The organism is Burkholderia sp. AU30198 (genome assembly GCF_020419825.1).
In the GTDB taxonomy this organism is placed as follows: domain Bacteria; phylum Pseudomonadota; class Gammaproteobacteria; order Burkholderiales; family Burkholderiaceae; genus Burkholderia.
Genome location: NZ_JAIZSA010000063.1, coordinates 1 through 503 on the forward strand (window position 1 = coordinate 1; position 503 = coordinate 503).

Consider the following 503-nt stretch of genomic DNA (forward strand, 5'->3'; position numbering starts at 1 on the left):
TTTTACCAGAAGTGGCTAGTCTAACCGCAAGGAGGACGGTCACCACGGTAGGATTCATGACTGGGGTGAAGTCGTAACAAGGTAGCCGTATCGGAAGGTGCGGCTGGATCACCTCCTTTCCAGAGCTTCTCGCAAAATTGAGCGCTCACGCTTATCGGCTGTTGATAAAGACAGAAAGACTGTCTGTTAGCGGTTTAATCGGTTATAATGCCGGCCGCTTTCGATAATCATCAATGACAAACATTCGAATGAAGTTTGGTTCGAGTTTTTCTCATTGGCGATTGAGCCAGTCAGAGTGATATGAGTAAAACCATATCGGCTGTCGTTCTTTAACAATCTGGAAGAAGTAAGTAATTTGGATAGCGGAAGCGTCTATGAGATGGACGTGAAAACTATCCGGGTTGTGATTGTATCGATGTATCTCAAGATGATTCGAACTCTATGTTTGACTCAATTGGAATACGGCACAAATGCGAGAACTCAACCTGTAACGAGACAGACTC

Annotated in this window: 1 rRNA gene; it reads left to right on the plus strand. The window is 44.7% G+C overall.

The features are described 5' to 3' along the window. Positions 1 to 119: ribosomal RNA gene (locus tag LGN19_RS39500) — 16S ribosomal RNA — on the plus strand; the annotation flags it as partial. Positions 120 to 503: the final 384 nt, after the last annotated feature.